At 74.6% G+C, this 26,721-nt stretch carries 23 protein-coding genes; 14 read left to right on the forward strand and 9 right to left on the reverse strand.

The annotated features are described in order from the left end of the window. Window positions 1-52: 52 nt before the first annotated feature. The 4 genes from H9657_RS06415 to H9657_RS18970 form a co-directional block, all read right to left on the reverse strand. Window positions 53-2,104 carry a thioredoxin domain-containing protein gene (locus H9657_RS06415; RefSeq protein WP_191781567.1) on the reverse strand — a complete coding sequence of 684 codons (2,052 nt, stop codon included), beginning with the start codon at window positions 2,102-2,104 and terminating at the stop codon, window positions 53-55. Between the two features lie 280 nt (window positions 2,105-2,384). Continuing rightward, window positions 2,385-3,239, reverse strand: a complete 855-nt coding sequence (locus H9657_RS06420; protein WP_225214773.1) for a hypothetical protein — start codon at window positions 3,237-3,239, stop codon at window positions 2,385-2,387. A gap of 206 nt (window positions 3,240-3,445) precedes the next feature. After that, window positions 3,446-4,894 carry an adenylosuccinate lyase gene (purB, locus tag H9657_RS06425; RefSeq protein ID WP_191781571.1) on the reverse strand — a complete coding sequence of 483 codons (1,449 nt, stop codon included), beginning with the start codon at window positions 4,892-4,894 and terminating at the stop codon, window positions 3,446-3,448. A gap of 140 nt (window positions 4,895-5,034) precedes the next feature. Then, window positions 5,035-5,250 (reverse strand): hypothetical protein, encoded by a 216-nt coding sequence (locus H9657_RS18970; protein ID WP_225214774.1) that lies wholly within the window; start codon window positions 5,248-5,250, stop codon window positions 5,035-5,037. 10 nt (window positions 5,251-5,260) lie between these two features. Between H9657_RS18970 and H9657_RS06430 the strand changes: the two genes are divergently transcribed. Both H9657_RS06430 and H9657_RS06435 read left to right on the forward strand, forming a co-directional pair. Next, entirely contained in the window at window positions 5,261-6,406 is a 1,146-nt protein-coding gene (locus H9657_RS06430) for an RHS repeat-associated core domain-containing protein (protein ID WP_318241336.1), read from the forward strand. A 1-nt stretch (window position 6,407) separates the two neighbouring features. Then, window positions 6,408-6,776, forward strand: a complete 369-nt coding sequence (locus tag H9657_RS06435) for a hypothetical protein (protein WP_143082697.1) — start codon at window positions 6,408-6,410, stop codon at window positions 6,774-6,776. Window positions 6,777-7,175: 399 nt separating this feature from the next. Here H9657_RS06435 and H9657_RS06440 read toward each other — a convergent pair whose 3' ends face one another. Further along, window positions 7,176-8,297, reverse strand: coding sequence for a class I SAM-dependent methyltransferase (locus H9657_RS06440; protein ID WP_191781575.1), 1,122 nt, complete (start codon window positions 8,295-8,297; stop codon window positions 7,176-7,178). A 310-nt stretch (window positions 8,298-8,607) separates the two neighbouring features. Here H9657_RS06440 and H9657_RS19590 point away from each other — a divergent pair, with 310 nt between their 5' ends. The 7 genes from H9657_RS19590 (at window position 8,608) to H9657_RS06475 (ending at window position 14,920) form a co-directional block, all read left to right on the forward strand. Continuing rightward, window positions 8,608-9,357, forward strand: a complete 750-nt coding sequence (locus H9657_RS19590; RefSeq protein WP_318241337.1) for a DUF4129 domain-containing protein — start codon at window positions 8,608-8,610, stop codon at window positions 9,355-9,357. After that, window positions 9,354-9,914: a hypothetical protein gene (locus H9657_RS06450; protein ID WP_191781579.1), complete on the forward strand. Its 561-nt coding sequence runs from the start codon at window positions 9,354-9,356 to the stop codon at window positions 9,912-9,914. The genes H9657_RS19590 and H9657_RS06450 overlap by 4 nt, the downstream gene beginning before the upstream one ends. Then, entirely contained in the window at window positions 9,911-10,891 is a 981-nt protein-coding gene (locus H9657_RS06455) for an AAA family ATPase (RefSeq protein WP_191781581.1), read from the forward strand. The genes H9657_RS06450 and H9657_RS06455 overlap by 4 nt, the downstream gene beginning before the upstream one ends. Next, a complete protein-coding gene (locus H9657_RS06460) occupies window positions 10,888-12,261 on the forward strand; it encodes a DUF58 domain-containing protein (protein WP_191781583.1) in 1,374 nt (457 codons plus the stop codon). The genes H9657_RS06455 and H9657_RS06460 overlap by 4 nt, the downstream gene beginning before the upstream one ends. Continuing rightward, a complete protein-coding gene (locus H9657_RS06465; RefSeq protein WP_191781585.1) occupies window positions 12,258-12,896 on the forward strand; it encodes a hypothetical protein in 639 nt (212 codons plus the stop codon). Before H9657_RS06460 ends, H9657_RS06465 begins: the two co-directional genes overlap by 4 nt. Before the next feature lie 105 nt (window positions 12,897-13,001). After that, a complete protein-coding gene (locus tag H9657_RS06470; RefSeq protein WP_191781587.1) occupies window positions 13,002-13,277 on the forward strand; it encodes a hypothetical protein in 276 nt (91 codons plus the stop codon). Continuing rightward, entirely contained in the window at window positions 13,268-14,920 is a 1,653-nt protein-coding gene (locus H9657_RS06475; RefSeq protein WP_191781589.1) for a hypothetical protein, read from the forward strand. Before H9657_RS06470 ends, H9657_RS06475 begins: the two co-directional genes overlap by 10 nt. Here the strand turns inward: H9657_RS06475 and H9657_RS06480 are convergent. The 3 genes from H9657_RS06480 to H9657_RS06490 form a co-directional block, all read right to left on the reverse strand. Next, window positions 14,835-16,493 carry an ABC transporter substrate-binding protein gene (locus tag H9657_RS06480; protein WP_191781590.1) on the reverse strand — a complete coding sequence of 553 codons (1,659 nt, stop codon included), beginning with the start codon at window positions 16,491-16,493 and terminating at the stop codon, window positions 14,835-14,837. The two genes, H9657_RS06475 and H9657_RS06480, sit on opposite strands and share 86 nt — an antisense overlap. An 88-nt stretch (window positions 16,494-16,581) precedes the next feature. After that, the gene (locus tag H9657_RS06485) at window positions 16,582-17,481 is read right to left on the reverse strand and encodes a carbohydrate ABC transporter permease (RefSeq protein WP_191781771.1); all 900 of its coding nucleotides are present in this window, start codon (window positions 17,479-17,481) and stop codon (window positions 16,582-16,584) included. Between the two features lie 32 nt (window positions 17,482-17,513). After that, window positions 17,514-18,557, reverse strand: a complete 1,044-nt coding sequence (locus tag H9657_RS06490; protein ID WP_225214776.1) for an ABC transporter permease — start codon at window positions 18,555-18,557, stop codon at window positions 17,514-17,516. A gap of 390 nt (window positions 18,558-18,947) precedes the next feature. Here H9657_RS06490 and H9657_RS06495 point away from each other — a divergent pair, with 390 nt between their 5' ends. Then, the gene (locus tag H9657_RS06495; protein WP_191781592.1) at window positions 18,948-19,982 is read left to right on the forward strand and encodes a LacI family DNA-binding transcriptional regulator; all 1,035 of its coding nucleotides are present in this window, start codon (window positions 18,948-18,950) and stop codon (window positions 19,980-19,982) included. On the opposite strand, the gene H9657_RS06500 is transcribed toward H9657_RS06495, so the two are convergent. Next, complete coding sequence (locus H9657_RS06500; RefSeq protein WP_318241339.1) at window positions 19,979-22,483, reverse strand: glycosyl hydrolase family 95 catalytic domain-containing protein; 2,505 nt, start codon at window positions 22,481-22,483, stop codon at window positions 19,979-19,981. The two genes, H9657_RS06495 and H9657_RS06500, sit on opposite strands and share 4 nt — an antisense overlap. On the opposite strand from H9657_RS06500, the gene H9657_RS06505 reads away from it, so the two are divergent. The 4 genes from H9657_RS06505 to H9657_RS06520 all read left to right on the forward strand — a co-directional run bounded on the left by H9657_RS06505 (window position 22,478) and on the right by H9657_RS06520 (window position 26,711). Further along, window positions 22,478-22,939 carry a tRNA (cytidine(34)-2'-O)-methyltransferase gene (locus H9657_RS06505; RefSeq protein WP_191781596.1) on the forward strand — a complete coding sequence of 154 codons (462 nt, stop codon included), beginning with the start codon at window positions 22,478-22,480 and terminating at the stop codon, window positions 22,937-22,939. The two genes, H9657_RS06500 and H9657_RS06505, sit on opposite strands and share 6 nt — an antisense overlap. 56 nt (window positions 22,940-22,995) lie before the next feature. Beyond that, complete coding sequence (locus tag H9657_RS06510) at window positions 22,996-24,840, forward strand: gamma-glutamyltransferase family protein (RefSeq protein WP_191781598.1); 1,845 nt, start codon at window positions 22,996-22,998, stop codon at window positions 24,838-24,840. A gap of 210 nt (window positions 24,841-25,050) precedes the next feature. Further along, the gene (locus H9657_RS06515; protein WP_191781601.1) at window positions 25,051-25,929 is read left to right on the forward strand and encodes an amidohydrolase family protein; all 879 of its coding nucleotides are present in this window, start codon (window positions 25,051-25,053) and stop codon (window positions 25,927-25,929) included. Between the two features lie 50 nt (window positions 25,930-25,979). Then, the gene (locus H9657_RS06520) at window positions 25,980-26,711 is read left to right on the forward strand and encodes a FadR/GntR family transcriptional regulator (protein WP_191781603.1); all 732 of its coding nucleotides are present in this window, start codon (window positions 25,980-25,982) and stop codon (window positions 26,709-26,711) included. The last annotated feature ends 10 nt before the right edge of the window (window positions 26,712-26,721 follow it).

Below are 26,721 nucleotides of genomic sequence, written 5' to 3' on the forward strand. Positions count from 1 at the left end.
GGGGTGGGTGGACCCACCCCCCAGGTGGTGAGAGAGCGATCCGGTCGGCCGGTCAGGTGCGCAGCTGCCGGGCCAGCGCGTCGGGGTCGGTGGTCGGGCGCTCGCACACGAAGCCCCGGCACGCGTAGGCCGCGGCCCGCCCGTCGACGAGCGGGCGGTCGCGCAGGAGCGTCGGGGCCTCGTCGCCGAGGTCGGCAGGGTCGCCGACGGCCACGACCAGACCCGGAGCGGGCGACGCGAGCGCCGCCCGGTGCAGCGCCGCAGCCGCCGGGTCGCCGGACGGGCCGACGACGGCCACCTCGCGCGGGCCGTCGAGCAGCGCCTCCGCGGTCGCCAGCGCCCAGCCCGTCGCGCGCGGGTAGCGCGCGGCCAGCCGCAGCGGGTCCCGCAGGGCTGCGAGGGCGGCCTCGCGCAGCGCGAGGTCACCGGTCAGGGCGCCGAGCGTGACGAGCGCTGCCGCGGCGGCCGGCGGTCCCGCGGGTGTGGGCCCGTCGGTGGGGTCCTGCGGGCGGCGCAGCGCACCCAGGACGGGGTCCGTCTCGTCGTCGGCGGTGTCGAAGAGGCTGCCGTCGTCGTCGCGGAAGTGCGCGAGGACGGTCGTGAGCAGCCGCTGCGCCCGTGCGGTCCACGCGTGCTCCCCCGTCGCGGCCGCGAGCGCGAGGTACCCCTCGGCGACGTCGGCGTAGTCCTCCAGCACTCCCGGCGCGTTGCCGGCGACGCCGTCGCGCGACGTCCGCACGAGCCGGTCGCCGCCGCCGGCGTCGGTGCGCGTGTGCAGGTCGGCGAGCAGGGTCGCGCACCGGCGGGCGGCGTCGAGCCAGTCGGGGCGGTCGAGCAGCGCGCCGGCCTCGGCCAGGGCGGCGACCGCCAGCCCGTTCCACGCCGAGACGACCTTGTCGTCGCGGGCCGGACGGACGCGCGCCTCGCGGGCGTCGCGCAGGCGGTCGCGCACCGCGGCGAACCGCGCGTCGTCGTCCGGGTCGCGCCGCCGCTGCAGGACGGACGCCCCGTGCTCGAAGGTCCCCTCGCCGGTGACCGCGAGGACGTCGGCCGCCCACGTGCCGTCGTCGTCGCCCAGCACGTCCCGGAGCTGCCCGGGGGTCCACGCGTAGAACGCGCCCTCGCGGCCCTCGCTGTCGGCGTCGAGGGCCGAGGCGAACCCACGCTCGGGCGTGCGCAGGTCGGCCAGCAGCCAGTCGGCGGTCTCCTCGACGACGCGACGGGCCAGCGGGTCGCCCGTCAGCCGCCACGCGTGCAGGTACACGCGCAGCAGCAGCGCGTTGTCGTAGAGCATCTTCTCGAAGTGGGGGACGGTCCACGTCGCGTCGACGGAGTACCGCGCGAATCCGCCGGCGAGCTGGTCGTACATGCCGCCGCGGGCCATCGCGTCGAGCGTGGCGCGCGTCATCGCCAGGGCGTCGGCGTCGCCCGTGCGCGCGTGGTGGCGCAGCAGCCACTCGAGCACCATCGACGGCGGGAACTTGGGTGCGCCGCCGAAGCCGCCGTCGCGCTCGTCGAACGTCGCGCTCAGGGCCCCTAGTGCGCGCGCGACGACCCGCTCGTCCACCAGGTCGCCGCCCGTGGGCCCGTCGCCGCCGGGGACCGGTCGCTGCCCCAGGGCGTCGGCGATGGTGCCGGCGCTGCTCAGGACCTCCTCGCGGCGCGTGGTCCACGCCGCGGCGACGGCGGCCAGCACCTCGGGGAACGACGCCATGTGCTGCACGCGCCGCGGGGGGAAGTAGGTGCCGCAGAAGAACGGGCGCCCGTCGGGCGTGGTGACGACCGTCATGGGCCACCCGCCGCTGCCCGTCATCGCCTGCGTGGCGGCCATGTACACGGCGTCGACGTCGGGCCGCTCCTCGCGGTCGACCTTGACGCAGACGAAGTGCTCGTTCATGAAGGCGGCCGTCGCGGCGTCCTCGAACGACTCGTGCGCCATGACGTGGCACCAGTGGCAGGCCGCGTAGCCGACCGACAGCAGGACGGGCACGTCGCGGCGGCGGGCCTCGGCGAACGCGTCGTCGCCCCACTCCCACCAGTCGACGGGGTTGTCGGCGTGCTGCAGCAGGTACGGGCTCGTGACGCTCGCGAGTCGGTTCGGCACAGGTCCAGCCTGGGTCAGGAGGGCCGGAGCAGCGAACCGGGGAGCCCGACGGCCGCGGGCGCGCGCCGAGCACGACACGTTTCGCCCGGTCAGACGCAAGAAAAAGCGCACCGGGCCTGGTCGGGGGGGAGGACCAGGCCCGGTGCGGTCTGTGGGCCGACCCTTGCGGGCCGACCGGGGGACCGGGGCTCTCCGGGGAGTGCCGCTCGGGTTCGTGCCGGTATGTCTGGAGATGCTACGCGAACGTGACGCTCTGCGGGTGAAAATTCACCGACCAGATCTACGAATGTGCCCAGTGCCGCTGCTGCGCCGCCGGACCGGGTGCCCACGTGTGCGGGACGACCTGGTTGGTCTCGATGTCGGTGAGCTCGGCGGCGTAGACGATCGCCTCGTACACGCCGGCCTCGACGCGCTCCAGGTGCAGGCGCTCGGCACGCTCGATGTCGTCGCCCAGGTGCGAGATGCGGGCCACGACGTAGCGTTGGGCGTCCTGCCACTGGTCGACCACGCGGACCGACAGGCCGTTCCAGCGGGCCGTCAGGTCGAGCTCGAACAGCTCGGTGACGTCCTCGCGGGCCACCCGCCGGTACCAGCGGCCCGACGGCGACTGGTGGAAGCCGGTCTCCGCGAGCGGCGGGTTGGCGAGCGCGAGCACGACCGTGTGCCCGCCGTCCACCACGTCCGCCTCCAGGTAGGCGCCGTGCCACTTCGCGACCGGCCCGACGCACCGCGACAGCGACGCGAGCGCCGGACGAGGCGCACCGAGCTGCGTGACGGTCCACCCCGTGCCCACGTCGCCGTAGCGCGCGAGGAGCGTCGATGTGCCGTCGTCGTGCACCCGGATCAGCTCGGCGCCCGGGGGGATGCGGGAGTGCCGCAGCCACCAGAGCGGGACGATGTACCCCGGGACGTCGCGGTACTGCAGCTGCGGCGAGGACTCGAACCGCAGGATGTCGATGGAGCGGTCGTACGGGCTGAACGGCGAGCCGGGGTAGCCCAGGCCGTGCACCTCGAAGAGCTGGGCGGGGGTGGTCGCGAACGCGACGTCCTCTGCGCGGACCACGTAACCGGCGATGCGGTCGTGACCCTGCGTGAGATGGGCGTGCGCCAGCGACGGTGTGATCGCCTTCTGCATCAGTGTCACGTTGGGCTTCCTTGCCGGATCGGACTGAAGGGGAGGATTCCGACGACGCCGACGATTCTGACCCGATCCAGGGCACATGTCCAGGTATCGAAACGTATCGACAGGAACCGCTCCCACCGCAGGGCGGGCAATTAGGCCGAACGAGTGACGCGTTCGGGGGACGTTGCCGCCCCGATCCGGACGAACCGGACAGCAGGCTACTCCAGGTGGGCGACCAGCGCGGACGCCATTCCGGTGTACGTTGCGGGCGAGAGGTTGCGCAGCCGCTCCGTCACGTCGGCCGGCAGGCCCAGCGAGTCGACGAAGGACCGCATGTCCTCGGCCGTCAGCCGGCGCCCGCGCGTCAGCTCCTTGAGCCGCTCGTACGGGTTGTCCATGCCGGCGACGCCCGCGACCGACGCCGCGCGCATGGCCGACTGCACGGCCTCGCCCAGCACCTCCCAGTTGGCGTCGAGCTCGCGCGCCAGCATCGCGACGTCCACCGACAGGGCCCGCAGACCCCGGCGCACGTTGTCGATCGCGAGCAGCGAGTGCCCGAACGCGGGGCCGATGTTGCGCTGCGTCGTGGAGTCCGTCAGGTCGCGCTGCAGGCGGCTGGTGACCAGCGTCGCGGCCAGCGTGTCGAGCAGCGCGGACGAGATCTCGAGGTTCGCCTCGGCGTTCTCGAAGCGGATCGGGTTGACCTTGTGCGGCATGGTCGACGAGCCCGTCGCCCCCGCGACCGGGATCTGCGTGAAGACGCCGCGGCTGATGTACGTCCACACGTCGGTGGCCAGGTTGTGCAGCACCCGGTTGAAGCGCGCGACGTCCGCGTACAGCTCGGCCTGCCAGTCGTGCGACTCGATCTGCGTGGTCAGCGGGTTCCACGTCAGGCCCAGGTGCTCGACGAACGTGCGCGACACCATCTGCCAGTCCGCGTCCGGGACGGCCGCGAGGTGCGCGCCGTACGTGCCCGTCGCGCCGTTGAGCTTGCCCAGGTACTCGTCCGACGCGATGCGGCGCAGCTGACGGCGCAGGCGGTGCGCGAGGACCGCGAGCTCCTTGCCCAGGGTCGTCGGCGTCGCCGGCTGCCCGTGGGTCAGCGCGAGCATGGGGACGTCCGCGTGCTCCGCGGCCAGCGCTGCGACCTCGTCCGTCAGCGCGACGGCTGCGGGGAACCACACCTCGTGCACCGCGCCGCGCACCATCAGCGCGTACGACAGGTTGTTGACGTCCTCGCTCGTGAGCGCGAAGTGCACGAGCTCGCCCACCTGCGGCAGCACGGTGTCGGCACGCAGCGCGTCCGGTGCGGCGGCGATGCGGCGCTTGAGGAAGTACTCGACGGCCTTCACGTCGTGCACCGTCGTCCGCTCGATCTCCGCGAGCTCGGCGATCTCGCCCGCGCCGAACGTCGCGACGACGTCGCGCAGGTACTGCTGCTCGTCGGGTGCCAGCTCCGGGGCGCCCGGCACGACCGCGTGCGACGTCAGGTGGATGACCCACTCGACCTCGACCTCGACGCGCGCGCGGTTGAGCGCCGCCTCCGACAGGTGGTCGACGAGCGGCGCGACCGCCGGGCGGTAGCGCCCGTCGAGCGGGCCCAGCGCGATGGCGGGGGTGACGTCGGCGAGGGGGACGCGGGCGGGGGAGGCGTCGTCGAGCGGCATGGGGTCAGTGTTTCAGAGGGCGGCGGCGAGGTGCGCGGGGCGTCCGGAAGGGTGGTGAGCGCGTCGTTCGCGGGGGCGCGCTGGGCCGGAAGGGTGGCGACACTGCTCCGATCTGCCCGGATCGCGCCCGTAAGAGTGGATTATTCGTGAACGTCGGCGACTCGAGTTGCGACGGCGACCGGCGAGTGGGGCGAGGAGTGCCCCGGGGAGGCCGGCGCGGCCACGACGACCTCGACGTACGACTCGGCGAACCGCCTGGTCTCGACGTCCGGCGGCAACGGCGACGCATGGCGGTACGACGCGTTCGGGCGCACGACCGCGATGCCGACGGCCGACGGGTCGGCCGTGGCGAGCACGGGGTACTTCGTGAACGACCTGGTCGCCTCGCAGGAGGTGCCGGGTGTCGAGAAGGCCGCATGGACCCTGGACCCGCTGCAGCGGTTCTCGACGCAGTCGACGTCCGCGTGGGTGAACGAGGCGTGGGCGAGCTCGACCGAGCAGGTCATCCACTACGACGGCGACGGTGATGAGCCGGGCTGGATCGTGGAGGACGCGACCCAGCCGGACAAGGTCACGCGGTGGGTCGAGGGTGCTGACGGGCAAGTGGCCGTGCAGACCTCTGCCACCGGGGACCAGGTGCTGCAGCTGGTCAACCTGCACGGGGACGTGGTCGGGACGATCCCGATCGACGAGGATGCACCGCACCCGGCGTGGCAGGACCTGAGGTACACGTCGTACGACGAGTTCGGGAACCCCGAGGCGTTGACCGGCGGGTCCGCGTCGCAGACGCCGCCGGCCAGGTATGGGTGGCTGGGTGCTGCCCAGCGCTCGGCGGACACCCCGGCCGGGGTCCTGCTGATGGGCGTGCGTCTGTACCACCCCGGGATCGGACGGTTCCTGCAGGTCGATCCCGTGGCCGGCGGGTCGGCGAACGCGTACGACTACTGCAACGCCGACCCGGTGAACTGCACGGACCTGGGCGGGACGATCGCCTGGGGCAGGGTGCTGGGTGCGGTGGCAGTCTTTGGGGAAGTGGCCTCCATGATCCCTGGGCCTGTAGGCGTCGCGGCCGGGGGGATCGCAGCAACCGCGTACCTGTTGAAGGGTGACCACAAGGCTGCGGCGTGGGCTGCGGCCGGTGCTGCTGCCGCTCTCGTGGGAGCGGGTGCCGCCGTGAGGGTGGCAAGGGGCATCAAGCGAGCCAATACGCTCGTTGAAGGTGGTCAGCGGGTCAAGAACACGCTCCAGAAGGGAAAGTTCCTCGGATACCGGCCAAGTGGAAAATTCACCCGAGCGGCTGATCGCCAGGCACGCGCGGCAGCCGTCGGTAGGCCATGCTCCGTGTGCGGGGTCAAGATGGAGCGGAGTGCGCGATCAGTCAAGGGAAAGCCCAAGAACATGAGGCAGGTAGAGCAGGACCACATTCAGGCGAGGTCCCGTGGCGGTAACAATTCGCCATGGAATCGACGTGAGATATGCGCCAGATGCAACAACGGCAAGGGGGCAAAATAGGATGTTCGGCATCGGTTCGGCACGCACGCCGCGCTCGAAGGAGGTGGTGACGACTTCCGCCGAGGTCCTCGAGGTTGGACGTACCGTGACGTTCGTGGCGCGGCGGAGTGGCAGCTGGGTGTACCTTTCCGGCCACGAGACCGACGACTCGGAACCTCTGGCGGTGCACTTCAGCCATCTGGCAGGTGTCGATCCCGGCCTGGTCACGTTGCGTCTGCGAAGGTGCCACTACGCCTTGAGGTACGACGCGGGAGCCCCGTGGCACGCCTTCGGGCCCGTCGAGGACGACGAGATGGACCGGCTCCTGGAGACGGGCGTTGTCGACGCACAACGAGCAGACATCGTCGCTGGGTCGGGGGACGGCGCCTGATGAGGTGTCGCGGCTGACGAGGTCGGTGACGGGCGAGTCGACGGCCGTCCGATGCCCGGTGGCACCGTCGCGTCACGCGAAGTTGAATGATGTAGCAAAGCCACGAGGATGCTGCTGGGGGGAGTGCCGGGAGGCAAACTTGAATCCAGGGCGAATCAAGTGGAGACGTTCTGATGAGGCACGCGCCCCGTCGTCATGTTCTGGTGCGGGCGCCCCGTCACGCCTGCGACGTCCTGGAGCGCCTGTTTCCATCGCCAGCAGACGCGGGGCGGAGAGAGATTTTGGCGGACCGGCCGCTATCACCGAATCAGGCGAGCGGGTGCCGATCACGCAGGGCGGGCCCCGTCCCCATCGGGCGCAGCAGGCGGGCGGCGGCGGCGGCGGCGAACAGCCTTCTTCTCATCCTCGCGTCGACACCGTCACCGTGAACTTCGGGTCCCGCCCGACCTGCCGCGTCGGGCCCACGAGCTGCTCGAGCGTCGGCCGGTAGTGCAGGTGGGAGTTCCACACCGCCCACAGCTCGCCGCCCGGGCGCAGGACGCGTGCCGCGTCCGCGAACAGCGTGCGCGCCACCGCGGGCGCCACCGCGGCGCCGACGTGGAACGGCGGGTTGAGCAGCACGAGGTCGACGCTCGCGTCGGGGAGCCCCGCGGTCCCGAGGGCGCGCGTCACGGTCACCCGGTCGGCGACGCCGTTCGCCTCGACGGTCGCGCGCGCGGACGCGACCGCGGCGGCGGACTCGTCGGTCGCGACCACCGTCAGGCCGGGTCGCGACCGGGCGAGCGCGACCGCCAGGACGCCCGTGCCGCACCCGAGGTCGACGGCGGTGCCCGTCGTCCGCGGGACCTCGTCGAGGTGGGCGAGCAGCGCGCGCGTCCCGATGTCGATGCCCGTGCCCGCGAACGCGCCGCCGTGCGCGCACACCACCAGGCCGTCGTGCTCGGCCCGCTCGGGCCACCGCCGCACCGGACGCTCGTCAGCCGGGCGCGGCGTCGAGGCGACGAGCAGCCGCGACTTCTGCCGCGCGAGCCGCGCCTCGACCACGGCGAGGTACCGCCGCAGGACGTCGTTCATCGCGGTCGTCATGTGCTTGACCCGCCCGCCGGCCACGACGACGACCGACGGGTCCGCGTGCTCCGCGACGAGCGCCGCGATCTCGTCGAGCGCGTCCAGGGAGCGCGGCAGCTGCAGCAGGACGACCCGCGCGCCGGCGACGAGGTCGCGCGTCAGCCCGTGCGACGTGAACCCCGCGAGGCCGAGCCGCTCGGCGTTGGCGTGCAGCGCCCGCTCGCCCGTCAGCCGGTCCTGGTGGACGCGGACGCCCGTGACGCCGTGCCGGGCGATCGCCCCGAGGGTCAGCGCGCCGTACCGGTCGCCGATCACGACGACGGTCCCGTCGGCGGCACCGGCGAGCAGGGGAGCCGCCTCGTCGAGGACCAGCCGGTCGCTCGCGTCGACCGCGAAGAGGTTCGGTGCCTCGAGGTCGGGATACCGGCGCAGGTCGTCGAGCACGTCGTTCACGGCAGCCACCTGGTCACGCCTCGAGGCTAACAACGCCCCGAGCCCCCACCCCCACCCCGCCGACGCCACCCCCCAACCCCCTCCCCGGTGGGAAGTGGTCACGAATCCGGCCGGGTGGCCCTCCTGTGGTCACTTACGTGCCCACTTCCCGGGGGGCGGGGTGCTCGCGTGGGCGCGGGGTGCTCGCCCGGCGCGGTGGCCTGTGCGGAGCACCGGCACCCCGGTAGCCTGGCGCCCCGTCGATCCCCCACGACGCGTCCCCGCGCCGGGGACCGCACCGAGGAGCCCTGTGCCGGCACGTCGTACCAGCGTGGCCACCGTCCTCGCCGCGCTGCTGGTCGTCGTCGGGGTGCTGGGCGCGGCGCTGAGCGGTCCGCTGTCGCTCGAGGCGCGGTCGGGGCCCGACCCGACGTGGTCCCCGCCGCCCGGTCCCACGATCACCTCGTCGGTGACGCCCCCGCCCTCGGACGACTACCTGGACGACCCCACGCCGCCCGCGGGGCTCGTCTGGCTGGTCCGCGCCGTGCAGACCCTCGTGGTCCTGGCCATCCTGACCGGCATCGCGCTGCTGCTGCGGCGCGCGTTGCGCGGCTGGCGGCTCGACCACGCCGAGGACCCGGGGGACGACGTCGAGCCCGGTGACGAGGCCGGGGACGAGCTGAGCGACACGGCCGTCGAGGTGCTGCGCGAGGGCGTGCGGGCGGCGACGCGCGCGCTCGAGGACGACGTCCCGCCGGGTGATGCCGTGATCGGCGCGTGGGTCGCGGTCGAGACCGCGGCGGCGCGCACCGGCGTCGTCCGCGACCGTGCCGAGACGGCCAGCGAGTTCGCGGTGCGCGTGCTCGGCGCGACGCGCGCGGACCCGGCCGCGACGCGTGAGCTGCTGGCCCTGTACCTCGCGGCACGGTTCGGTGCGCAGGGCGTCGACGCCGACGACGTGGGCCTCGCGCGGGACCTGCTGGCGGTCGTCGCGCGGGGCCTCGTGCCGCGTGCCGACGACGCCGCCGACCCCGAGCCGGGACCCGACCCCGACCGGCACGACGACGGGCCCACGCCGTGACCCGCGTGCGCGCCGCGGCCCGGGCCGTGCGGGCGGTCGTGTGGCGTCCCCTCGCGGGTGGCGCCGCGGTCGGCGTCGTCGTGTGGGCGCTCGGCATGAGGGCGTCGTCGGCGGTCGTGGTCGCCCTCGCGGCCGCGACGCTCGTCGCCGTCCTGCAGCGCGTCGACGGCGCCACCGAACCACGTCCCACGCGCCGGCGTCACGAGGCGCTCGACGGGGCCCGCGGCGAGGTGCTCGACCTCGCGTGGACCATGGTCGGGCGTGACGGCCGCGCCGGTGAGCGCGCGCTGCGCCGGTTGCGGGAGGCCGGCGCACGACGCGTCGCCCGGCACGGCCTCGACCTGCACGACCCCGACCAGGCCGACGCCGTCACGGCGCTGATCGGCGCCCGGGCGCGCGCGACGCTCACCCGCCGGACGCACCCCCTGCCGACCGTCCGCGACCTCGTCCACACCCTCGACGTCCTGGAGCACCTGGGCGCCACCCGCTCACGCCCCGCGACGCCGCGACCCGACCCCGAGCCCGCGCCCGCCCCCGACCCGAGGAGCCCCCGATGACGTCGACCCCCGAGCCGCTGCCCGTCGCCGAGGTCGCGCGCAGCGGCAGCGCCGTCCTCGACGAGGTCGCCACGGCGGTCGTCGGCATGCGTCAGCCGCTGCGCGTCGCGCTCGCGGCGCTGCTGGCCGGCGGGCACGTGCTGTTCGAGGACGTCCCCGGGCTCGGCAAGACGCTCGCGGCGCGCAGCCTCGCCACGGCCCTCGGCCTGGACTTCCGCCGCATCCAGTGCACCCCGGACCTGCTGCCGTCCGACGTCACGGGCTCCAGCGTCTTCGACCCCGCGACGTCCGAGTTCGAGTTCCGCCCCGGTCCGATCTTCACGGGTCTGCTGCTCGCCGACGAGATCAACCGCACCGCCCCCAAGACGCAGTCGGCGCTGCTCGAGGCGATGGCCGAGCGGCAGGTCAGCGTGGACGGGACGACGCACCTGCTGCCCGCACCGTTCCACGTCGTCGCCACGTCGAACCCCGTGGAGTACGAGGGGACGTACCCGCTGCCCGAGGCGCAGCTCGACCGGTTCATGGTGCGCCTGGCCGTCGGGTACCCCGAGCGGGCGTCCGAGGTCGACGTGCTGGCGCGGCGCCTCGCGCGCCGCCAGGAGGGCGCGTCGGTGCGGCAGGTCGTCGACGTGCCGACGCTGCTGGCCATGCAGGCGGGCGTCGAGGCCGTCGCGGTGGACGGCGACGTGCTCGCGTACTGCGTGGACCTCGCCGGCGCGACGCGCACGCACCGGGCCGTCGAGGTCGGGGCGTCGCCGCGCGGGTCGCAGGCGCTCGTCCTCGTCGCACGCGCGCTCGCGGTGCTCGACGGGCGGGACTTCGTCGCGCCCGAGGACGTCAAGGCCGTCGCCGCCCCCGCGCTCGCGCACCGCCTGTCCCTGACGCCGCAGGCGTGGGCGGCGGGGCTGGCACCCGAGGCGGTCGTGCAGGAGGTGCTCGCGCAGGTCGCCGGGCCGACGACGGCACGCCGCGCGTGAGCGTGCCCGAGCCGCCGCCCGCGCGGCCGCCGACGTGGGGGTCGCACGTCCCCGCCCCCGCCGACCCGGGTGCCGGGCCGTGGTCGCCCGCGCTGGCCGTCACGTGCGCGTCCGCCGCGTGCCTCGTGCTGCTCGTCGTCGGCGTCCTCGCGGCCCGGCCCGACGTGGCCGTGCTCGGTGCCGCGCCCCTGGTCCTCGCGGTGCGGGCGCTGCGGGGGCGGCCGTCGACGGCGACGACGGCACGGTTCGAGGCGGGCGACGACGACGACCCCGACGCCCTCGGACGGGCCGGTCGGCTGCGCGCGACCCTGGTCGTCGAGGGCCCCGGCCCGTGGGCGGCGGTCACCACGACGCGGCAGGGCCGCACGGGCGCCGACGTGCTCGTGCGCGTCGACGGCACGCGGCGCCTGCCCGTCGTCGCGCGCACGGTGCGCACCGGGCCGCAGGAGGTCGCGTCGGCCGACGTGCAGGGCGTGGGCCCCGACGGCGCGTCCGTCGCCGAGCCGACGCCGACCGTGACCCGCTCGACGGTGGTGCTGCCCGTGACCACGCCGCTGCTGGACCTGCCGCTGCCCCCGCGGCTGCGCGGCCTGACCGGCCCGCACGAGTCGCGCCGGCCCGGCGAGGGCGGCGGGCTGCGCGACGTGCACCCGTGGGTCCCCGGCGACCGGCTGCGCCGTATCGACTGGCGCGTCACGGCGCGGCGCTCGCCGGACCTGCGCGAGCTGTACGTGCGGCGCGAGCACGCGCAGGCCGAGGCCGTCGTGATGCTCGTCGTCGACTCCCGCGACGACCTGGGCCCCGACCCGCGGACCTGGCGCGGGTCAGTGGCCCCGCGCGCGCAGGACGCCACGTCCCTGGACCGCGCCCGGCAGGCCGCGGCGTCCCTGGCCCGCGCCTACCTCGAGCGCGGCGACCGCGTCGGGCTCGACGACCTCGGCGTGCGCCGCCGGCCCGTCGCGCCCGGTGGCGGACGCCGCCAGCTCGACCGCATCCGGCACGCGCTCGCGCTGACGGCCCCCGAGGGCGAGCCGACCGCCCGGCTGCGGCCGCCGCGGCTGCCGTCGGGCGCGCTCGTCGTGGTGTTCTCGACGTTCCTCGACGACGAGTCGGCGGCCGTCGCCGCACGCTGGCGCACCGCGGGCCACCGCGTGGTCGCCGTCGACGTGCTGCCCCGCCTGCGCGCGTCCGGGCTGTACGACCGTGAGCGGCTCGCGCTGCGCATGATGACCCTGACGCGCGAGGACCGCATGGCCGAGCTGGCCGACCAGGACGTCGAGCTCGTGACGTGGCGCGACCAGCCGGCCGTGGCGCTGCGCGTGCTCGCGCGGCGTGCCCGGCGGCACGCGGGGGCGGGGGTGCCGCGATGAGCGCGAGGTTCGGCACCGAGGGGTTCGGGGCGTGGGTGCTGGACCGGCTCGGACCGGCCGCGCGGGCGCCACGACGGGGCGGTGAGCCGCCGGAGGTCGACGTGGTCACGTGGCCGGCCGTGTCCGCCGTGACCGTCCGGGCGGCGCTCGCGCTCGTCGGTGTCGCGGCCGTGGTCGTCGCGGCGACGATGCCGGGGCGGGTCGTGCCCCTCGAGGTCCTGGTCGCGATGGTGGCCGTGGGGGTGCTGCCCGCGGTGCTGCCGCGCTGGCCGGTGGCCGCCGTGGTCGTGCTGGTCGTGGGCGTGCGGGTGCTCGTCGCCGACCCCGCGCCGCCGCTGGTCCTGGCGGCGCTCGTGCTGCTGGTCCACGCGCTGCTGCGGCTCGCGGCGGTCGCGGCGCGCACGACGTGGCGCACGCGCGTCGAGCTCGCGGTGCTGGGGGACGACCTGCGCGCGGCGCTCGTCGTGCAGGGGGCCGCGCAGGTGCTCGCGCTGCTGGCCGGGGCGGTGGCGGCGGGCGCCGACGGCGGCGCGTGGCGGTTCGCCGGGCTGGCGGCGGTCGTCGGGCTGTCGGTCCTGGCGCTCGCGCGCCCCGCGCGGCCGTGGTGGCGCGCGCGGCCCGACCGGCTGGGGTGACGGGGCGGCGCGCGAGCCGACCACAGCCGCTCCCGTCCGCGGGCTCGTCCCCAGATCCGACCGCGCTGCGCCCGTCGCTGACGCTCCGTCCCTAGCGTCGGGGCCATGTCGACCACTGCCATCGCCGCCGCGCTCGCGGACGTGCGCGCCCAGGTCGGGGCAGCGCAGGTCGCGGTGGTGCGCGCGGGCACGGCGACGTGGGCGGGCGACGCGGCCGACGCGGCCGAGGCACGCCGCCACGACCTGCTGACGGACCTGCGGCGGTGCCTCGACGCGCTGGACGCGGCGGACCGCCTGGTGGACGCCGCCCGGCAGGCCGAGCAGCGGTGCGTCCCGGGGAGGGTGGCGCCGCTCGGGGTCCGGAGCGTGGCGTGGGTGTGAGGGACGGGCGCTCGCTCACGCTCGGCGGCGGGCGGCCCGTGGTCGTCGACGCGGCCGAGCTGGTCGTCGCCGCGCAGCGGCTGCGGGCCGCGCGCGACGGGCTCGACGTCGCGGACGCCCGGCTGCGGGCCGCGGCGTGGCAGGCCGTGACGCTCGCGGGCGACGTGCCGGAGGCGGGTGCGCTGCTCGACGCGCTCGAGGCCCTCCGGGACGCGCGGTGGGGGCCGCGCGCCCTCGCGCAGGGCACGGGGGACCTGGCCGCGCGGACGCGTGACGCCGCCGCGGCCTACGACCTCGCGGAGAGCGACGCGCAGGCCCGGTGGGCGGGCGTCGTCGGGCTGCTCGGGCTCGTCGTGGGCACCGGACCGTTCGGGGCGGCGCTGCTCGGCAGCGCGGCGGTGGCGGTGGCGGTCGGGGACCTGCTGCTGGACGAGGCGCGGCAGCTCGCGGTCGACCCGTTCGGCGCGTTGTCGCCGGGGGAGGTGCGCGACGACCTCGACCGGCTGGCGTCGGTGCCGCAGCGCGTCGTCACCGACGGGCGCGGTGCCGTCGTGCTGCAGCTGCTCGCGGCCGCGCTGGGCTCGATGACGGGCGCGTACGGGCCGCACCTCGACCCGGTACGGCGGTTCTCGGCGCACGTCGCGGGCGTGCTCCCGGCGCGCGACGTGCGGCTGGTGCCACGCACCGACCCGCCGGACCTCCCCGCACCGCGCGGCGTCGAGGGCCTGGTCGACCTCGTCGCGCGCACGTACGACGACGGCACCCCGACGGGGGAGCCGGGGACGCCGCTCGCGACGCTCACCGTGCAGCGCCTCGACCACGCCGACGGCACGCGCTCGTGGGTCGTGGCCGTGCCCGGCACCCGGGCGGCGGGCCTGACGGGCGCCGTGCCGACGGACAACGGCACCAACCTCGCGCTCGAGGGCGGCGTGCCCGACGTCATGACCCGTGCCGTCGTCGCGGCGATGGGCGAGGCGGGGATCGGCGCCGACGAGCCCGTCGCGCTGGTCGGGCACAGCCAGGGCGGGATGGTCGCGACCAGCGTCGCGGCGGCGACCGCGGGGACGTACGCGGTGCGGCTCGTCGTCACCGCCGGGTCGCCCGACGTCCCGGCGGTCCCGCCCCCCGGCGTCGCGACCGTCACGCTGCGCCACCGTGAGGACGCCGTCACGGTCCTCGACGGGAAGGTCGGCGAGCGCGGGGGACCGCGCACGCTGTCGGTGGTGCGGGACCTCGCCGCCACGGGCGGCCCACCGCGGCCGTCGTTCACCGAGGCGCACGCGGTCGCGGGCTACGTGCGGACGGGTGCTCTCGTCGACGACGCGCTCGGCGACGTGCCCGCCGACGACCCGGTGCGTCGCGCGCTCACCGACGTCCTGGGCGAGCGGCGTGCCAGCGCGACGACGACGCAGGTCACCGTCGCGGTGGGGCCGCCGCCGGACCTCGTCGCGCCCGCGACGCCGACGGTCGCGCGACCGCTCGCCGCGGCGCCCGCCGCACCGCTCGCCGCACCCCTCGCGGCGCAGCCGGCGGGGGGGGGGGGCCGGGCCCGGTCGATCAGCCGTTCTTCTCGGCGAAGCGCTTCTGCGCGGCGTTCACGACGTCGAGGTACTGCTGCATGTTCTTGCCCTCGAGCTCCGTGACGTACGCGTCCCACTCGGACAGCGGGCGCTGACCGAGGATGAACGCGGCCGTGTTCTGGAAGACGTGGTCCTTGAGGGCCGTCTGCCACAGCGAGACCTGCTCGCGCTCGAGCTCGTCCAGCGGCGCGGGCGGTGCGACGACCGCCGGCTCCTTGTCGCTCATCGACTCGACGAACTCCACGACCTCGGGGCGGAGCATCGAGCGGTCGAGCTCGTCGGACGAGCCGTGCTCGAGCATCCAGACGCCGTTGTGGTAGCCGAAGTCGACGTTGAGCGCCTTGGGCGCCCCCGGGTTCAGGCCGTTCTGGTCGATGTCCGCCGCGAGGACGCGCTTGTCGCCCTCCCGCGTGAACGTCTCGCCCTCGACGCCCCACTTGGCGAACTCGAGGCCCTCGTCGGAGTAGAACAGCCAGTCGAGGAACTGGAGCATCGCGAGGAAGTCGTCCTCCTCGGCGGCCGAGGCCGCGAGCATCACGCCGCTGATCAGGCGCTGGCCGGCCAGCACGTCACCGGCGGGGCCCGCGGGCACCCGGATCATGACGACCTCGCCGGCGGTGCCGACCTCGGTCATGGCCGTGCGGACCTTGAGGATCTCCTGGTCGTTCGTCAGCTGGGCGAACGTCTGGCCCGACGCCAGCTTCTGGATCGCCTGGTCGTCCTCCTGCGTGAGGCTCTCCGGGTCCATCAGGCCGTCGGCGATGAGCCCGTTGTAGTACTCGAGCAGGTCGCGGTACTCGTCCATGGCGCCCGTGTACACGAACTCCTCGGCGTCCTCGTCCCACCAGGTGCCCTCGCCGAAGCCCCAGCCCGCAGCCGTGCCGAAGTTCGACGCGGCCACGTTGAGCGTCGCCTCGAGCGGGCCGTTGGCCGACCAGCGGTCGGACAGCGGGTAGCGGTCGGGGTAGGCCGCCTTGACCTTGGCCAGGTCGGCCGCGAACTCGTCGAACGTCTCCGGCTGCAGGCTCAGGCCCAGCTGCTCCCAGACGTCCTTGCGCACGGCGTAGGAGTAGGACGGGCGGACCGACTCACGCAGGCCCGGCAGGACGTAGTACTTGCCGTCCTCCTGGCGCATGCGGTCGATGTCGGTCTGCAGGTCCCACTTCTCGACCTTGTCGAGGAAGTGCGGCATGTTCTCGACGTAGTCGCTGACGGGCAGGATCGCGCCGCCGGCGACGAAGGCCGACTCCTGGCCCGGGTACGTCACCGAGATGATGTCCTTGGCGTTGCCCGCACCGATCGCGATCGACTGCGCCTGCTGCCAGTCGGACAGCGGGGCGGTCTGGATGTCGAACGTGACGTTCTGGTTCTCCTTGAACTTCGTGAGGATGTCCCAGTCGTCCTTGATCGGGTAGTTCGGGTGGTCGCGGTACATCAGACCGAACTCGACCGGCTCGGTGGCCTTGAAGGTCGTCCCGACCTCGAAGTCCTCCATGGCACCGACCTGGCCCAGCTCGCTGGCCTCGGGGGTCTCGGCCGCGTCGTCGTCCGTGCCGCCCGAGCAGGCCGCCAGGGCCAGCGCGAGGGTCGCGGCGGTCGCGGCGAGCGCGAGGGGCCGCTTCTTCGTCGTCCTCATCATTCTCCTTCGGTGGAACGTCGTCGTCCTGCATCCGTGGAAGTGCACCGCTGTCCGGCGAGGACCGCGGGGGCTGGGGAGGTGCTGGTCACTGCTTGACGGAGCCGAGCATCACGCCCGACACGAAGTACCTCTGCACGAAGGGGTAGAGGCACACGATCGGCAGGACGGTGAGCAGCATCGTCACCGCCTTGACGTTCGCCGCGATCTGCGTCGCCTCGGCCGAGCCGGCGGCGCCGTCCACGCTCGTGGCACCCGCGATGAGGTTCCGCAGGTACACCGTGACGGGGTACAGCTCGCGGTGGTCCATGTAGAGGAACGCGGCGAACCACGAGTTCCAGAAGGAGACCGAGTAGAAGAGCACCATGGTCGCGATGACCGCCTTGCTCAGCGGCAGCACGATGCGCCAGAGCTTGCCGTAGGTGCTCAGGCCGTCGATCTCCGCGGCCTCCTCCAGCTCGGTGGAGAAGTTCTCGAAGAACGACTTCATGACGAGCAGGTTGAAGACGCTGATCGCGTTGGGCAGCGCGATCGCCCACACCGTGTTGCGCAGCCCGAGCTCGTTGATGAGCACGTAGTTCGGGATGAGGCCGCCGTTGAAGAACATGGTGAACACGGCGATGCCGATGAAGACCTTGCGGCCCTTGAGGTGGTACTTGGAGATCGCGTAGGCGAACGTCGTGGTGAACACCATGGCGACGAGCGTCGCGACGACCGTGTAGTACACGGTGTTCTGGTAGTTGCGCCAGAACATCGAGTCGCTCATGACGAGGTTGAACGTCGTGACGTTGAACCCCTTGGGCCACAGGTTCACCTCGCCGGCGTTGATGTACGACTCGGAGCTGAACGCCTGGGCCAGCAGGTTGATGAACGGGTACAGCGTGACGCCCGCGATGACGACCAGCAGGGTCGCGTTGACGGCCCGGAAGACGCGGTAGCCGCGCGTGTCCTTGACGGTGCGGGTGGCGTAGACGGTCGGCTTCGACAGCTGCTCGTCCAGGTGCGTGACGTTCTCGGCGGTCACCACAGGGAGGCTCCGACCACTCGGCGCGAGATCGCGTTGGCGGACAGGACGAGGGTCAGCCCGATGATCGCCTCGAACAGGCCGATCGCCGTCGCGTAGGAGAACTGGCTGGACCCGATGCCGACGCGGTACAGGTACGTCGCGATGACGTCCGCGGTCGGGTACAGCAAGGGGTTGTACAGGAGCAGGATCTTCTCGAACCCGACCGCCATGAACGACCCGATGTTGAGGATGAGCAGCACGACCATCGTGGGCCGGATGCCGGGCAGCGTGACGTGCCACGTCTGGCGCCAGCGGTTGGCCCCGTCGATGCGCGCCGCCTCGTAGAGCTGCGGGTCGATGGTCGACAGCGCCGCGAGGTAGAGGATCGTGCCCCAGCCGACCGTCTGCCAGATCTCCGAGGAGATGTAGATGGTCCGGAACCACTCCGGCAGCTGCATGAACCCGATCGCGTCACCGCCGACGGCGGTGATGATCTGGTTGATCGTGCCCCGCATGGCCGTGAGCTGGAAGACCAGGCCCGCGACGATGACGATCGACATGAAGTGCGGCAGGTAGGAGATCGTCTGGATGACCCGCTTGAACCGCTGCGACCTGAGCTCGTTGAGCATGAGCGCCAGCACGATCGGCAGCGGGAAGATGATGACGAGGCTCAGGACGCCCAGGACCAGCGTGTTCTGGAAGACGTTCCAGAAGGTGGGGTCCTGGATGAACATCCGCACGTAGTGCAGACCCACCCACTCCTCGCCGAAGATCGAGCCGCCGGGGCGGAACCGGCGGAACGCGATGACGTTCCCGAACATCGGGACGTAGCGGAAGATCGCGAAGAACAGGAGCGGCAGGACGAGCAGCGAGTAGAGCTGCCAGTCGCGGCGGAGCGCGCGCCGCCAGGTCCGGTGCCCGCCGCGCCGCTTGCGCGCCGCGCGGTCCGGGGGCGTGTGCGACCCGTCCGCGCCGCGTGCGGCGACCGCCGGGGCCGGGTCGTGGGCGAGGGCTGCCTGTGCGGCGCCCCCGCCGACGGTCACACCGTCCGTGGACATGCGTTCACCACCCTTCGGAGGTGAGGAGCACCGCACGGGTGCTCGGGTGGTGGTGGCCGTGGCCGTGCGGCGACGGACCGGGCTGCGCCGGGTGCACGTGCTGCTGCTGCGCCTGCATCGATCTCCACGCCCTCGTGGCCGAAACGTCTCGACGGGCCATCCCGTCGGGGTGATGGCCGACACGTTAGGCAAACGTTTGCGGTGGCGTCAACCCGCGTGACCGAAACGAGACCCGTGGCGACCGGGGGGGACCATCCGGACGTATGCCCGCGGGGGCGCGGCGCCGCCCGGACGGGTGCTACGGTCAGTCCCGAAACTTGCGAGCCCGTCCCGGGCGCGTCGTCGGTCCCGGCCGGCTGCGTCGCGGGCCCCTGGTCAGAGGAGACCATCGTGGCCACGTCCAGCGGCACCACCCGAACGGTCACGATCGCGGAGATCGCCGCGCTCGCCGGTGTCTCCGTCCCCACCGTGTCGAAGGTCCTCAACGGCCGCGCCGACGTGGCCGCGGGCACCCGCGCACGCGTCGAGGCGATCCTCGAGGAGCACAGCTACCGACGCCGCCGCGGGCGCGGCTCGGGCGACCCGAACCTCATCGACCTGGTCTTCCACCACATCGACAACGCGTGGGCGCAGGAGGTCATCAAGGGCGTCGAGGACGCCGCGGCCGCGCACCGCGTGGGCGTCGTGCTCTCGGAGCTCGGCGGCTCCCACCGGCCGCAGCAGGAGCTCATCGACGACATCCTCGCGCGGCGCCCCCTGGGCGTGCTGCTCGTGCTGTCGAGCCTCGACGCGACGCAGCGCCACCAGCTCGAGTCCCGCTCCATCCCGTTCGTCGTCGTCGACACCTGGGGCGAGCCGCCCGCCGGCGTGCCGACCGTCGGCTCGAACAACTGGAACGGCGGCCTGATCGCCACGCGGCACCTGCTCTCGCTCGGTCACCGGCGCATCGCCGTGATCGCGGGCCCGTCCGACGTGCTGTGCTCGCGCGCACGCGTCGACGGCTACCGCAGCGCGCTCGACGAGGCGGGCATCCGCGCCGACCCGTCGTTCGTCCGCTGGGGCGACTTCCACGTCGACGGCGGGTACAAGCACGGGCTCGAGCTGCTGTCCCGCCCCGACCGCCCGACCGCGATCTTCGCCGGGTCGGACTACCAGAGCCTCGGCGTCATGCGCGCCGTGCGCGAGCTCGGCCTGTCGATCCCCGAGGACGTCTCGGTCGTCGGGTACGACGACATCCCGCTCGCGCAGTGGCTCGGCCCGTCGCTCACGACCGTGCGCCAGCCGCTGCGCGAGATGGCCGGCACGGCGACCGAGATGGTGCTCAGCCTGGCCGCCGGGCAGCAGCCCGCGAACCTGCGGATCGACCTCGCGACCGAGCTCGTCGTGCGCGAGTCGACGGCACCCGCACCGGCGGGGACCGTCTAGGTCTCCCCCACGACGGCGGCACGTCCCGGCTGCAGCACGACCTGACGGCGCTCGGCGGAGCCGTGCGCCCGCACGTCGACGACGAGCGCCCGGTCCGCCTCGAGCACCGCGCGCACGACGCGCCCGTCGCGCCACGTCAGGTCCGCCAGGCGCAGCCCGCCGCGCAGCCGCGGGCCCCGCACGCGCCCCGCGGGCCAGCCTGCGGGCAGCGCCGGCAGCAGGTGGACCTCGCGCACCCCGTCGGGACCGCGCCGGTGGGCCTGCACGAGCGCCTCGGCGACGCCCGCCGTGAACCCCAGGTTGCCGTCGATCTGGAACGGCGGGTGCGCGCACAGCAGCGAGCGGTAGACGCCCCCGCGGGCGGGCCCGTCACCGGCGGACGGGTCCGCGTCGACGGGGTGCAGGAAGGCCGTGACCAGCGCCGCGACGCCGTCGGCGTCCCGCAGCCGCGCCCGCAGCGCGAGCCGCCACGCGAGCGACCAGCCCGTCGAGTCGGGCCCGCGCGCGTCGAGCGTGCGACGCGCGGCGGCCGCGAGCGCCGGTGCGGAGTCCGGGTCGATCGACGTCCCGGGGAACACGCGGTACAGGTGCGACTGGTGGCGGTGCTCGGGCTCGGCGTCGGGCACGTCGGTGCGCCACTCGGCGAGCCGGCCGTCGGGTGCGGCGCGCTCGGTCGGCAGCCGCTCGAGCGCACCGTCGACGGCCGCGCGCAGGCCCTCGTCGTGGTCGCCGGCCACGTGCGCGAGCCGGCGGACCTGCTCCAGCAGGTCGCGGACGATCGCGAGGTCCGACGTCGTCGACACCGACACGGCGGCGGCACGGCCGTCGGGCAGCAGGTAGTGGTTCTCCGGGCTCGTGGCGGGCGACGTGCCCAGCGTGCCGTCGGGCAGCTCGACGAGCAGGTCGAGCTGCGCGAGCGCGGCACCCCGCACCACCGGCCAGTGCCGGCGCAGGGCGTCGTCGTCGCCCGTCCAGTCGTGGTGGTCGACGACGTGCCGGGCCAGCCACGCGCCGCCGAGCGCCCAGCTCGACCAGCTCGCGGAGTCGTGGCCACGGCCCGTCGGGCCCGTGAAGCACCACGGGTCGCTGTTGTGGTGGGCGACCCAGCCGCGCACGCCGTAGAGCGTCCGTGCGGTGGCCCGGCCCGCCACGGCCAGCCGGTCGAGCCAGGCCAGCAGCGGCTCGTGGCACTCGGCGAGGTCACCGACGAGGGTGGGCCAGTAGTTCATCTCGGTGTTGATGTTGATCGTGTAGTTCGAGCTCCACGGCGGTCGCACGCTCGCGTTCCAGATGCCCTGGAGGTTGAGCGGCAGGGTGCCCGGGCGCGACCCCGCCACCGTCAGGTAGCGCCCGTGCTGGAACGCGAGCACCGCGAGGTGCGGGTCCGGCTCGCCGCGCGCGTGCCAGGCCAGGCGCGCGTCGAGCGGCAGGTCCGGGACCGCGGCGTCCAGGTCGAGGGACACGCGTCCCATCAGTGCCGCGTGGTCGGCGACGTGACGCGCGGCGATGCCGTCGACGTCCGCGAGCGCGTGCCGGAGCCCGGCGAGCGCGTCCGCCGCGACGCGGGCGCGGTCGCCGTGCAGCGTGCCCGTCGCGACGTCGTGGTCGGTGGCGGTCGTCAGGACGACGCGCAGACGACCCGCACCGCGGACGCGGACCGCACCGTCGACGACCTCGACGGACGCGGCGTCGTCGGCCAGCACCGCGAGCGCGACGGCCGCGTGCACGGACCGCCCGCCGTACCGCACCGGGTCGGGGCCGGGGACCCAGTCGGGCAGCACGTGCGACGGCATGTCGAGCGTCGCGAGCACGGTGGCGGTGCCCGGACCGCCGTCCGGCGCGTCGACGCGCGCCGGCGCGTCCGCCCACGGGTGCCGCGACGCGAGCCGCACCCACGCCTCGGCCCCGTCGGACGCCGTGCGGGTGGCGGAGCGCTCGAGCAGCAGCGCCCGGTCCGGGTGGCTCACGAGGACGTCCTGGCGCCACGGCACGTCGGTCGCGGAGGTCCAGGTCGTCGTCACCACGCCGCGCGCCAGGTCCAGGGTGCGGCGGTAGCCGGCGTCGCCCGCGGCGGCGGGGTGCGTCAGGACCACGTCGACCAGCGGCTGGTACGCCTGGACCCAGCCGCTCTGCAGGCGCGCGAGCTCGGCCTCGGCCCCCAGGGGGTCACCCTCCGCGAGCAGCCGCCGCGCACGGCGCACGACACCCGGCGCACCATCCGGGCCCAGCGGCCCCACGGGCTCGACGGGGCCGTCGAGCGGCGCACCCGACCAGCACGTGTCGTCGTTGACCTGCAGCAGCTCGTCGCCCGTGCCGCCGTGCACCATCGCGCCGATCCGCCCGTTGCCGACGGGGAACGCGTCGGTCCACGTGCGCGCCGGCTCGTCGAGCCGCAGCAGCAGCGGGACCTCGACGGCCTCGTCGCCCCTGTCGGCACCCACCCGGTCCACGTCGTCCGTCACGACCACACCCAACCACGGTGGCAGGATCGTCCGGTGCACGTCGCCTTCTTCGAGCCCCGCATCCCCGGCAACACCGGCAGCGCCATCCGCCTGTGCGCGGGCACGGGGGCGACCCTGCACCTCGTCGAGCCTCTGGGGTTCGAGCTGACGGAGGCCCGCCTGCGGCGCGCCGGCCTGGACTACCACGACCTCGCGCACGTCGTCGTGCACCCCGGGCTCGACGACCTGCTGGCCGCCGTGCCGACGTCGCGCGTGTGGGCGTTCACGACGCACGCCACGCGCCGCTACACCGACGTCGACTGGCGCGACGACGACGTCCTGCTGTTCGGCCCCGAGCCGACAGGCCTGCCGCCGCACGTCCTGGCCCACCCGCGCGTCGAGGACCAGCTGCGCATCCCGATGCTGCCGGGACGCCGCTCGATGAACCTGTCGAACGCGGCCGCCGTCGCGGCGTACGAGGCGTGGCGCGTGCTGGGGTTCCCCGGCGGCGTGTGACGCGCCGGGGTGCGGCCCTGGGCGACGCACGGGCCGCGCGCTGGGAGCATCGAGGCATGTTCACCACCCGCCCGGTGCTGACCGGGACGTTCGGCATGGTCGCCTCGACGCACTGGCTGGCCAGCGCGGTCGGCATGCGCACGCTCGAGGCCGGCGGCAACGCGTTCGACGCGGCCGCTGCGGCGGGGTTCACGCTGTCGGTCGTCGAGCCGCACCTCAACGGCCCGGGCGGTGACGCACCGCTGCTGGGGCACCGCGCCGCGGACGGGCACACGTTCGTCGTGTGCGGGCAGGGCGTGGTGCCCGCGCTGGCGACGACCGACGCGTACCGCGCGCTGGGCGTCGAGGAGGTGCCGGGGACCGGGCACCTGGCGGCCGTCGTGCCCGGGGCGTTCGGTGCGTGGCTCGACCTGCTGGCGCGCTACGGCACGCTGCCGCTGGCCGACGTGCTCGGCCCCGCGATCGGCTACGCGCGCGACGGGTACCCGCTGGTCGCGGCCGGCGCCCGCACGGTCGCGACCGTCGCGGACATGTTCCGTGCGCACTGGCCGACGAGCGCGCAGGTGTACCTGCCCGGCGGCGTGGCCCCCACGGCCGGCGGCCGGTTCCGCAACCCGGACCTCGCGCGCACGTTCGAGCGGCTGCTGGCGGAGGCGGCCGCGGCGGGGCCGGGCCGCGAGGCGCAGATCGAGGGCGCGCGCCGGGCCTTCTACGAGGGCTTCGTCGCCGAGGCGGTCGACGCGTTCGTCGCGGGCACGCCCGTGCTCGACGCGACGGGCCGCGCGCACACGGGGTTCCTGCGCGGCGCCGATCTCGCCGCGTGGCACGCGGCCGAGGAGCCGACGGTGGCCGTGCCGTTCGCGGGCATCGAGGTGCACAAGACCGGACCGTGGGGACAGGGGCCGGTGCTGCTGCAGCAGCTGCGGATGCTCGAGGCGCTCGGCGTCGAGGACCTGGTCCGCGACGTCGTGGCACGTCCGGGACGCGAGGCCGAGGACGACGGCCCCCTGGCCGAGCTCGTGCACGTCGTCGTCGAGGTCGCCAAGCTCGCGTTCGCGGACCGTGACGCCTGGTACGGCGACAGCGGGGACGTGCCGCTGGACGCGCTGCTGTCGAGCGCCTACGCCGCGCGGCGGGCGCGCCTGGTCGGGGCGGGCGCCGACGACGGCTACCGGCCCGGCGACCCGGACGGGCGCGCGCCGCGCCTGCCACGCGCGCTCGTGGCGGCGCGCGCCGCGGCCGACGCGGGCGGCCCCGGGCCGCGCGGGCCTGCGCCGGCCGGTCTCGGCGAGCCGACCGTGTCGCGCACGGGGCTGAGCCCGGGCGACACGTGCCACGTCGACGTGGTCGACCGCTGGGGCAACCAGGTGTCCGCGACGCCGTCGGGCGGGTGGCTGCAGTCGAGCCCCGTGGTGCCGGGCCTGGGCTTCGCGCTGCCGACGCGCGCGCAGATGTGCTGGGTGGAGGACGGGCTGCCGGCGAGCCTGGTGCCGGGGCGTCGCCCACGGACGACCCTGAGCCCGGCCATGGTGCTCGGGGCCGGCCACGGGTTCGCGTTCGGCACCCCGGGCGGCGACCAGCAGGACCAGTGGCCGGTGCCCTTCCTGCTGCGGCACCTGCTCGGCGGCATGGACCTGCAGGCGGCCATCGACGCCCCGACCTGGCACTCGTCGCACGTGCACGGCTCGTTCCAGCCGCGCACGCACACGCCGCGCGGGGTGGCCGTCGAGTCGCGGCTCGGGACAGGTGTGCTCGGGGCCCTGGCCGCGCGCGGTCACGCGGTCGAGGACGCGGGACCGTGGACGCTGGGCCGGCTGAGCGCGGCGGGCGTTGCGCCGGACGGGTGGTTGCGGGCGGCCGCGAACGCCCGCGGGCAGCAGGGGTACGCCGCGGGACGCTGACGCGCGACGGCGGCCGATCCGGCCGTGACCTGCTCGTGACCTGCGAGGTCACAGGCGGGCCGCCGCGGCGATGACTTTCATGTGAACGCTCAACATCCGGACGAAACAGACATCCGATGTCTCGGCCTGTCACAGCCCTCATCATGAGGGTTCTATGAGGAATTGACCGCCAGGACGATTCAGACATCGGAGCACAGCTACCTTCGGAACATGCCCTACGACGTCGTGGATGCGCATCTGCAGGTCTGGGACCCCGAGTCGGTCCACTACCCGTGGATGGCGCAGGACCCCAACCTCCTGCACCGCACCTACCGAGTCCGCGACCTCGACGGAGCACTGGACGAGCACCACGTGGACGGCGTGGTGCTCGTCCAGTCCGCCGACAACCGCGCGGACAGCGAGCACCTGCTCTTCCAGGCGCTGTGCTCGCCCCACGTGCTCGGCGTCGTCGCGTGGGTGCCGCTGGACGCCCCCGACGAGGCGGCCGCACAGCTCGACCAGTGGCGCGTCGAGCCCATCGTCGGCATCAGCCACCACGTCGACCGCGAGGACGACACGCGCTGGCTCCTGGGCGACCGCGTCGACGAGGGCCTCACGCTGCTGACCGAGCGCCGGCTCGTCCTCGACCTGCCGGCCACGACGCCCGAGCTGCTGAGGCACGTCGCGACCGTCGCGGACCGGCACCCCAAGCTCACGGTGGTCGTCGACCACCTGGGGTCGCCGCCGCTCGCCGCGCTGCGGGCCGGCGACACCGCGACGTGGCAGCGCTGGACGGCCGCGCTGGAGATCGCCGCCGAGGCGCCCAACGTCGTCGCCAAGCTCGCCGGGCTCGGTCGCGCCGCCGGCCCCGGCTGGACGGTCGACGACGTGCGCCCGGCCGTCGACCACGCCCTGGCCACGTTCGGGCCCGAGCGCCTCATGGCCGGCAGCGACTGGCCCACCGCGCTCGACGCGCACGGCTCCTGGGACGAGGTGTGGGGCGGTCTGCGCGCGACGCTGACCGGCCTCGACGAGGCCGCCGTCGCCCGCGTCATGGGCCGCACCGCGGTCGAGACCTACGGCATCCCCCCGCTCGTCCCCGAGCGCTGACACCCCGCACCACCCCGACCGCCGCGGCGGACGACGACGGAGACGAGCTCGTGTCACGCACCCAGGACGTCGTCGAGGACGTCCAGCGCCTCATCCTCGACGGCGGTCTGCGCCCGGGAGACCGGCTGCCCGCCGAGAAGGAGCTCGCGTCCGAGCTGGGCGTCTCCCGCGGGTCGCTGCGCGAGGGGGTGCGCGCGCTCGTCGTCCTCGGGATCCTCGAGGCGCGGCACGGCGACGGCACCTACGTCACCGCGCTCGACCCCGCGACGCTGCTCGCGCCCGTCGGCTTCCTCGCGGACCTGCCGGGCGACCACGCGCCCCTGCACGCCGTGCGCGCGATGCTCGAGACCGAGGCCGCGGGCCTCGCCGCCCTGCACGTGACGGCCGCGCACGTCGCCCGGGCCCGCGCCGCGCTCGACGACATGGCCCGCGCCCTGGTCGAACCGCGCCCCGAGCCCGCGCGGCTCGCCGCCGCCGACCTCGCGTTCCACCGCACCGTCGCGGAGGCGTCCGGCAACCCGGTGCTCGCGGCCCTGCTCGACGCGCTCGCCGGCGAGGGCCCGCGGCGGCAGGTCTGGGACGAGATGCACGAGCTCGCCGGCGACCGGACCCTGGAGGAGCACGACGCGATCCTCGCCGCCGTCACGGCACGCGACCCGGACCGCGCGCGGCTGCGCATGGCCATGCACATGGTCGCCGTCGAGGACCTGCTGGCGACCACGAGCACCGACGGTCCCGCACCGCGCCGCCGCAACCTCGCCGAGGCGGCACCCGCGCGCTGAGCCGCGCCGC

Origin of the sequence: Cellulomonas avistercoris (assembly GCF_014836445.1) — a bacterium.
Lineage (GTDB): Bacteria > Actinomycetota > Actinomycetes > Actinomycetales > Cellulomonadaceae > Cellulomonas > Cellulomonas avistercoris.